General features: G+C 70.4%; 5 protein-coding genes, 1 rRNA gene and 1 pseudogene. 1 reads left to right on the forward strand and 6 read right to left on the reverse strand.

The genetic code is table 11. The features are described 5' to 3' along the window. The 5 genes and pseudogenes from G3I19_RS37815 to mtnA form a co-directional block, all read right to left on the reverse strand. Window positions 1–277: pseudogene (locus G3I19_RS37815) on the reverse strand (ComF family protein); the annotation flags it as partial. A 146-nt stretch (window positions 278–423) separates the two neighbouring features. After that, a complete protein-coding gene (locus G3I19_RS32150; RefSeq protein ID WP_164267251.1) occupies window positions 424–2280 on the reverse strand; it encodes an LpqB family beta-propeller domain-containing protein in 1857 nt (618 codons plus the stop codon). Between the two features lie 85 nt (window positions 2281–2365). Continuing rightward, window positions 2366–4558: an MtrAB system histidine kinase MtrB gene (gene mtrB / locus G3I19_RS32155; RefSeq protein WP_164267248.1), complete on the reverse strand. Its 2193-nt coding sequence runs from the start codon at window positions 4556–4558 to the stop codon at window positions 2366–2368. 1 nt (window position 4559) lies between these two features. Next, complete coding sequence (mtrA, locus tag G3I19_RS32160) at window positions 4560–5237, reverse strand: two-component system response regulator MtrA (RefSeq protein WP_005486885.1); 678 nt, start codon at window positions 5235–5237, stop codon at window positions 4560–4562. A 15-nt stretch (window positions 5238–5252) separates the two neighbouring features. Then, window positions 5253–6371: an S-methyl-5-thioribose-1-phosphate isomerase gene (mtnA, locus tag G3I19_RS32165; protein WP_164267249.1), complete on the reverse strand. Its 1119-nt coding sequence runs from the start codon at window positions 6369–6371 to the stop codon at window positions 5253–5255. Window positions 6372–6564: 193 nt separating this feature from the next. On the opposite strand from mtnA, the gene G3I19_RS32170 reads away from it, so the two are divergent. Further along, the gene (locus G3I19_RS32170) at window positions 6565–7860 is read left to right on the forward strand and encodes a hypothetical protein (protein ID WP_164267250.1); all 1296 of its coding nucleotides are present in this window, start codon (window positions 6565–6567) and stop codon (window positions 7858–7860) included. A 282-nt stretch (window positions 7861–8142) separates the two neighbouring features. Here the strand turns inward: G3I19_RS32170 and rrf are convergent. Then, window positions 8143–8245, reverse strand: a 5S ribosomal RNA gene (rrf, locus tag G3I19_RS32175); the annotation flags it as partial.

Genomic DNA, 8245 nt, shown 5'->3' on the forward strand with positions numbered 1-8245 from the left:
GCACCGCCGCCGCCAGCGCCCGGCCGAGCGCCCCCGCCAGTCCCAGAGCGCCCCTCTCCTTGTGCGCGAGCAGCACCGCCCGCACCGCGTCCTCGTACACCGCGGCGCCCCACACCACCGGGAGCCCGGGCGGCTCCGGGTCCGGTCTCGCCCTGCGCACCGGACCGCCGCACAGGGCCTCGGCGCATTCCGCGCAGAGCGCCGTACGAAATCTGCCGCAGCCTCCGCATGCGCTCGGCAGCACCACTTCCGAGATTTCCCGCCACCACCCCCGCATGACTTCACTCTGCCAAGCGGGAGATCTTCCTGCCACCCCTGTGGATAACCGGGGCCGGACAGGCCGGCCCCGCCCGATGACGTCCGCCCGTACGCCTGCCCGTACAGCCGCCGAAGAGACGTGGAAGCCGCCCAGGGGCCGGCCCGCTATCCGGGATAGACCGGCGACTTTCCTTCCTCCACCACCGTTTTCCAATTCGCCCGCGGCGGCAGACGCACAATTCCGTCCTCGTCCGAGAGCGCCATGAGCGGCAGCCTGTCGTCGTCCGAAGCGGCGACGGCGGTGATCCGGTTGGCGCCCGGCAGCGGGTTCACCCCGGAGACCGACCCGTCCGCCTGCATATAGCGCACCTGCTGGACCCCGCCGGCCTCCTTGCCGACCACCACGAGGCGGCTGCGGCCCGCCCAGGACACCGCCGTCACATCCGCCATCTGCGGTGCGGCGGGGCGCAGTTCGTCCACGGCGGTGACCGTCGGGTGGTCGGCGTTGCCCTGCCGGACCACCCGGCCCACCTTCAGCGTCGTATGCCCGTCCTTCGTCAGCAGCAGCGCGATCCGCACCCCGTCGGACGACATCCGCAGCCCCGCGACGCGCGCACCGTCCAGACCGAGCACCGGGATCTGCTGCGGCTCGCCCGAACCGCCCGCGAACCGCAGCAGCTGCGGATTCGCCGGGTTGCGGTCAGCCACCCAGAGGTCGCCGCAGCCGTCCCAACTCGGGGCGGACAGGCGGTCCTTCTCCTGCTTGGCATGGCTCGTGTACAGCTTCTCGGCCGTTCCGCCGCCGGAGACGATCGAGGCCGTCGTCAGCGTGCCGCTGTCCTTCGAGACGCCCGCCGCACGCCGTTCGTCGCGCGACACCGCGACCGTGCTCAGCGGCTTGGCGCCCGCGCCGAGCGGCCCGTCGACCGGCTTGGGATCCGCCTTCCCCGAAGTGTCGTCGCCGATGGCCTGCATCCGTACGAGACGGCCCTTGGCATCGACGAAGTACTCACCGGCCGGGCTGCCCGACGTCTGGTCGGGGGCGTACTCCTGCGACTGGTCCGCGTCGAGCACGCACAACTGCGCGCCGTCCGAACGCTCCAGCTCCACCTGCTCGACCCGCATGGACGTCACATCGCGCAGGGTGAAGAGGAGTTGGGCCGCCATCTGCCGACACTGGCCCTGACTCACGCCCGACGCCTTCTCGTTGAGCGGCACTTTCAGGCCGTTCCGGTCGTCGAGCGTCAGCGTCCTGACGCCCTTCTTGAGCGCGGTCCCGGCCGGGAACCGTGAAGCCACCACCGGGCCGAGCCAGTTGGTCGGCCCGTCCAGCACCGATGCGACCGTCTGCGTCAGCGGATCCATCCGCGTCTCGGGGTCGATGCCCTGGCGCAGATAGACCGGGTCGGCGACGAGCCAGTTCCGGCCGGAGGGGCCTTCGGCCGCACCCGACGCACCTGACGCGCCGTCGGAAGCGCCGGACGGCCCGGACGCACCGGTCGCCCCCGGCACCCCGGACGCCGGCACGGAAGCGAAGTAGTACTTGTTGACCGAGTGATAGTTGCGCTGGAAGTCGGAGAGGCTGAGCAGCAGACCGGCCGGCAGATCGTCGATGCGCCACTCCCTGCCGTTCTGGTGCACGAGGTGGATGGAGTTGCGGTACGTACCCTTGTCCGGCTGGTACGCGTGCTGCTTGTCGACCACGGCCACTTCCGTGCCGCTCAGTTCGAAGGTGGACGAAACCTGCGGCGCATCACGGTCGTTGGCCGGATTCGCCCGGCGGGTGGGGCCGTCGGCGAGCACCGTGGTCCGCGCACCCGGGTCCCACTTGCGCGACGCCGCCTTCGTCAGATACTTCCTGGCCGTGGCGAACTGCAGATCGTCACTGGTCATCGCCTCCAGGAAACCGTCCACGATCTCGGCGGGCGCTGCCCCCTCACGCGGCGGCACCGCGTACACCTTGACCTGCGAGTCACTGCGCTGCGAAGGGTCGACGGCCTCGATGTCACCGGTGTTGGGCATCGAAGCGCAGCCGGCCAGCAGCAGGCCGCCGCAGCCCAGCCACGCGTACGCCCGCAGCCCCCGTGTGCTGCGGCTGCCCCCACGATCATCGCCCACGGGCGGTGTCCTCCCGGTCCGAAGCCTGATCCGAAACCTGATCCGAAGCGTGCAGTGCGGAGCCGGCAGGCCCCGCGGATTCGGCCTGCGCCGCGGATTCGGCCTGCGCCGCGAAACCCGCCGACCCCGCAGAATCCGCCGCCCCTCCGGAAGCGGCCTGCCCCGCGGAACCAACCGGCCCCGCAGAATCGGCCTGCCCCCCACAGTCACCGGCCCTCGCGACCACCCGGGCGCCACTCCCGGGCAGCGCCGTCGGATCGGCCGGTATCGCACGCGGCAGCGGCGGCAGCGGCGAGCGGTCCGCACCGGACTGGGCCGGAACCGCGATCAGCCGCCCCGCATCGGCCTGCGACACGGAGCGGGCGCGCCGTGAGTCGTCGGGCTCCAGCGGTATCGGGGAACCGCGCAGCGGTTCGTCCGCCGTACGCGGCAGGGTCAGCCGGAACTGTGACCCGCCGCCCGGCTCGCCCCACGCCTGGAGCCAGCCCCCGTGCAGCCGCGCGTCCTCGACGGCGATGGAGAGACCGAGCCCGGTACCACCGGTCGTACGTGCACGCGCCGGATCGGCCCGCCAGAAACGGCTGAAGACCCGGGTCGCCTCACCGGGCTTCAGCCCCACGCCGTAGTCACGTACGACGATCGCGACGGCACCCCCCGCGACACCGAACCTGACCACCACATCATTGCCCTCGCCGTGCTCCACCGCGTTGACGACGAGATTGCGCAGCACCCGCTCGATCCGGCGCGCGTCGACCTCGGCGACCACCGGCTGCTCGTCACCGACGACCCGGATCCGGCTGCCCTTGCGCTCCGCGAGCGGCTCGGCGCCGGATATGACCCGGCGCACGGTCTCCCGCAGATCGATCGGCTCGGCCTCCAGCGCGGCGGCACCCGCGTCGAACCGGCTGATCTCCAGCAGATCCGCGAGCAGCGACTCGAAGCGGTCGAGCTGATCGCCGAGCAGTTCAGCGGAGCGCGCGGTCACCGGATCGAAGTCACTGCGCGCGTCATGGATGACGTCGGCGGCCATCCGTACGGTCGTCAACGGGGTACGCAGCTCGTGCGACACATCGGAGACGAAGCGGCGCTGCATCCGGGAGAGGTCCTCCAGCTGCTGGATCTTCGACTGGAGGCTCTGCGCCATCTTGTTGAAGGCTTCACCGAGCCGGGCGATGTCGTCCTCACCGGTGACCTTCATCCGCTCCTGGAGGCGCCCCGCCGAGAGCCGTTCGGCGATCCCGGCGGCCATCCGTACGGGCGTGACCACCTGCCGCACCAGGAACCAGGCGATCGCCCCGAGCAGCACCACCACGAACAGCCCCGCGGTGGCCAGGGTCCGCTTGACCAGGCTGAGGGTCTTCTCCTCCTGCGAGAGCGGGAAGAGGTAGTAGAGCTGGTACGGCTTGTGGTCGATGTCCTCCAGGCGCTGCCCCACGACCAGACCGGGCTCGGCCGCCCGCCCGTCGGCGTACTTGATGTCCGTGTACGTCTTGTACGGCGCCGTCCCCTGGTCGACGCTCCTGCGCAGCTTCTCGGAGACGCTGTCGGGGCTCACCTGGCCCGACGTACGCTCCCCGCCGTTGCCCGCGCCCGTCTCCTCGGAGGCCGGGGCGAGCGTCACCACGCTGTACGCGCCCTGACCGCCACTGGCGAGCTGGGCGACGAGGTCGGTACGCCACTGACGGGAATTGCTGGCAGCCCCGGTGTCGGCGGAGTCGCTGTCGGACACCGTCGTCGCGTTGGCCTTGTCCTTGGCGACGGTGAAACCGCCGGCCGCCTGACTGACCGCGGCCTTCTCCTTGGCGTCCAGCAGACCGTTGCGCACCTGGCCGATGACGACGAACCCGAGCACCAGGACCACGGCCAGCGACATCAGAAGCGTGCCGGCGACCACCCTGAGCTGGATGTTCCGCCGCCAGAGACGCGCAGCGGGCAGCAGCGGACGGCGCACCCAGCGCGCGAAGAGCCGCAGCACGGGACCGCCGGGGGCCCCGTCCTGGAGCAGTCGGCCGCCCCGCAGGAAACGGTCACCGAACCGGCGCAGCGCCGGACGCCGCGCGGACCCCCCGCCGGTGGAACCGGCCGCGGCGGTGAACCGGGACGCGTCCACCGCGGGTCCGGCAGGCCGCCCCGGCCGTACTCCCGGCTCACCGGGCGCCGGAGCGGCGCTGCTCCGAGCCATGTCAGCTCGGTCCTGCCTTGTATCCGACACCGCGGACGGTCACCACGATCTCCGGCCGCTCGGGGTCCTTCTCGACCTTCGAGCGCAGCCGCTGAACGTGCACGTTGACCAGCCGGGTGTCCGCGGCGTGCCGGTACCCCCACACCTGCTCCAGCAGCACCTCACGGGTGAACACCTGCCAGGGCTTACGGGCCAGCGCGACCAGCAGATCGAACTCCAGCGGGGTGAGAGCGATCGACTGCCCCTCCCGCTTCACGGAGTGACCTGCCACATCGATGACCAGATCCCCGATCGCCAGCTGTTCCGGCGCGGGCTCCTCCGACCTCCTCAGCCTCGCCCTGATACGGGCGACGAGCTCCTTGGGCTTGAACGGCTTGACGATGTAGTCGTCGGCCCCTGATTCGAGCCCCACCACCACATCGACGGTGTCGCTCTTCGCCGTGAGCATCACGATCGGCACACCTGACTCGGCCCTGATCAGCCTGCAGACCTCGATGCCGTCCCGTCCGGGCAGCATGAGATCGAGCAGCACCAGGTCCGGCTTGGCCTCACGGAATGCAGCCAGTGCCTTGTCGCCGTCCGCTACAAATGACGGCTCAAAACCTTCACCACGCAGCACAATGCCGAGCATCTCGGCCAGTGCGGTGTCGTCATCGACGACAAGGACGCGTCCCTTCATACCGACATCATCCCATTAGCTAATCGTTACCTGGCGTGACCTGTCACACAATGCGGTGAGTGCGTCCCTGGTGACAGGAGATACGGACCCCGACTCCGTGACGACGGCCGTCACGAGCTCGGGGGGTGTGACATCGAACGCGGGGTTGTACGCCTGCGTCCCCAGCGGCGCCACCGACACCCCGCCGAACTCCATGACTTCCGCCCCCGCCCGCTGCTCCACCTCGATGGACGCACCGTCCGGCGTGGACAGGTCGACCGTGGTCGTCGGAGCGACGACGATGAACGGCACATGGTGGTACTTGGCCAGCACGGCCAGCGGATAGCTGCCCACCTTGTTCGCCACCGAGCCGTCCGCCGCGATCCGGTCGGCTCCGATGAGCACGGCGTCCACCTCACCCGCCGCGAAGAGCGAACCGGCGGCGTTGTCGGTGAGCAGTGTGTACGCCATCCCGTTCCGGGCCGCCTCGTACGCCGTCAGCCGCGCCCCCTGAAGGAGCGGCCGTGTCTCGTCCACCCACAGACGCCGCAGCCTGCCCGCACGGTGGGCCGCCAGAGCCACGGCGAATGCGGTGCCCTCACCGGCCGAAACCAGGGCCCCGGTGTTGCAGTGTGTCAGAATCCGGTGCCCGCCGCCCGGCAGCAGCTCATCGAGCAGCTCCAGCCCCCGGACCGCCATCAGCCGGCTGGCCTCGACATCCTCCTGCTCCAGCGCCCTGGCCTCCGCGAGCGCCGCAGACGCCGCGGTACCGGGGTCCGCACCGCCGCTGACAGCCGCCCGGTACGCCGTGGCCACCCGGTGGACCCCGTACCCCAGGTTCACCGCGGTGGGCCGCGCACCGGCGAGGAGTGCCGCTGCCTCCTCCACGTCGTATCCCCGTACGGCAGCGAGCGCGATCCCGTAGCCGCCGGCGACACCGAGCAGCGGAGCGCCCCGCACAGCGAGCGTCCGGATCGCCCGGACCAGCGCGGGAACATCCGTGCACACCAGCTCGGCCTCCTCACCGGGCAATCGGGTCTGGTCGAGCAGAACGACAACCGCGCCCTCCGCGCCCTCGGGCGGCTCGTCCCAGCGAAGCGAAGGAAGCATGGACGGCCCCGCACCCAGCGGGGTTTGCGCATCCTGATCAGCCATCCGCACAGTCTGCCCCGTGGGGTACCGACAATTGAAGGCGCAAGGGGGACACACGGGGATACGCGAGGGGACAAGCAGGGGAATACAGCAGCTGCTCCCCTCCCTCAGCTCGCATGACACGATGGCTGCCGCCGACCTGCTGCCTCGACGCGCGGACAGGCATGTGGCGGACCAGGCATGTGAAGGAGCAACCATGAACGACTCTCCGGGTTCGGCCTCGCCCGGATCCGCCCCCTCCGACGGCCAGGAGCCGGGCGTCCCCCGGCCCGCCGGACCGACCGGCCAGGGGGACGCTGTTCCGGAAGCTCCGACGGCTCCGACGCCTCAGACGCCTCAGACGCCTCCGAAGTGGTCCAGCAATCAGCCGCCGGCCGCACAGTGGACCGCACCGAACCCGCCGCCCGTACCACCGCAGCAGACGTCCGCCCGGGGCCCGCGCGCCCAGAGCGGCAACAACGGCGGCCCCCCGAACACCGGCTGGGGCGGCGGACCGCAGCCGGGCGGCTGGGGCAACCAGCAGCCCGTCGCGGCGAAACCGGGCGTGATCCCGCTCAGGCCCCTCGGCGTGGGAGAGATCCTTGAGGGCTCGGTGTCGACGATGCGTGCCCACTGGCGCACGGCACTCGGACTCACGATCGGCGTGGCAGCCGCCATCCAGCTCTGCTCGATCCTCGTCCAGCACTATCTGCTTCCCGAGCCGGCACGGATCGACAGCGGGGCCGACCCCGCCGAGCAGCTGCGCCAGAGCCTCGACTCGCTGCGGGACAGCCTGCTGAGCCTCGGACCGGTGTACGCGATCACCCTGATCGGCACGATCTTCACCACCGCGGTACTGACGATGGTCGTGAGCCGCTCCGTACTGGGCCGCCCGGTGACGCTCGCCGATGCCTGGCGCGAGGCCAAACCCCAGCTGTCCCGGCTGGTGGGCCTGAGCCTGCTGCTGCCCGTCGGCTATGCGGCGGTGATGACGATCGGGCTCCTCCCCGGCCTCCTGGTCGGCGGCTCGGCCGGCGCCGGACTCGCCGCCATCGGCGGGCTCGTCGCGACCATCGTCGTCATTCGGCTGTGGATCAGCTTCAGCCTGGCCGGCCCGGCGCTGATGCTGGAGCGGCAGGGCATCGCGGCGGCACTGCGCCGCTCCGCGAAGCTGGTCAAGGGCGTCTGGTGGCGCATCCTGGGGATCACGCTGCTGACCCTGGTACTGACCGCCCTCGTATCGGGCCTGATCGATCTGCCGTTCAACGCGGCCGCCACGATCGCCGACGGCAAGGGCATCAGCGACCTGGTCTCCAGCGAGACTCCGGACTTCGGCTGGCCGTACCTGATCGTCAGCGGCATCGGCGCGATGCTCACAACGGCACTCACGTACCCGTTCACGGCCGGTGTGACGGTCCTTCTCTACGTCGACCAGCGCATCCGCCGCGAAGCACTCGACATCGACCTCGCGCGCTCGGCGGGCGTACCCGGTTACGAGAACACCGGGAACTGATACGGCAGAACGGCGGATGGGCTGCCACGGAGCGATCCGTGGCAGCCCATCCGCATATACACAGGGGTCGGGCTACACAGCCCCGGGCACGCACGGCTCCGCGGACACCGGCCGGCACACCAGCTTCTGTCCGTAGTGGTCTGTCCGTAGTGGCCTCTGAATAGGGCTCTGGCTTTGTTCTGCTCTGGCTCTGGCTCTGGCTCTGCTGATGAGAACTGCACATGGACGCAGAAATGCCTCAGCCCCGAACCAATAAATGGTCCGGGGCTGAGGCTAAAAATTGTTCGGCGGCGTCCTACTCTCCCACAGGGTCCCCCCTGCAGTACCATCGGCGCTGAAAGGCTTAGCTTCCGGGTTCGGAATGTAACCGGGCGTTTCCCTAACG

This window comes from Streptomyces sp. SID10853 (genome assembly GCF_010548145.1).
In the GTDB taxonomy this organism is placed as follows: Bacteria; Actinomycetota; Actinomycetes; order Streptomycetales; family Streptomycetaceae; genus Streptomyces.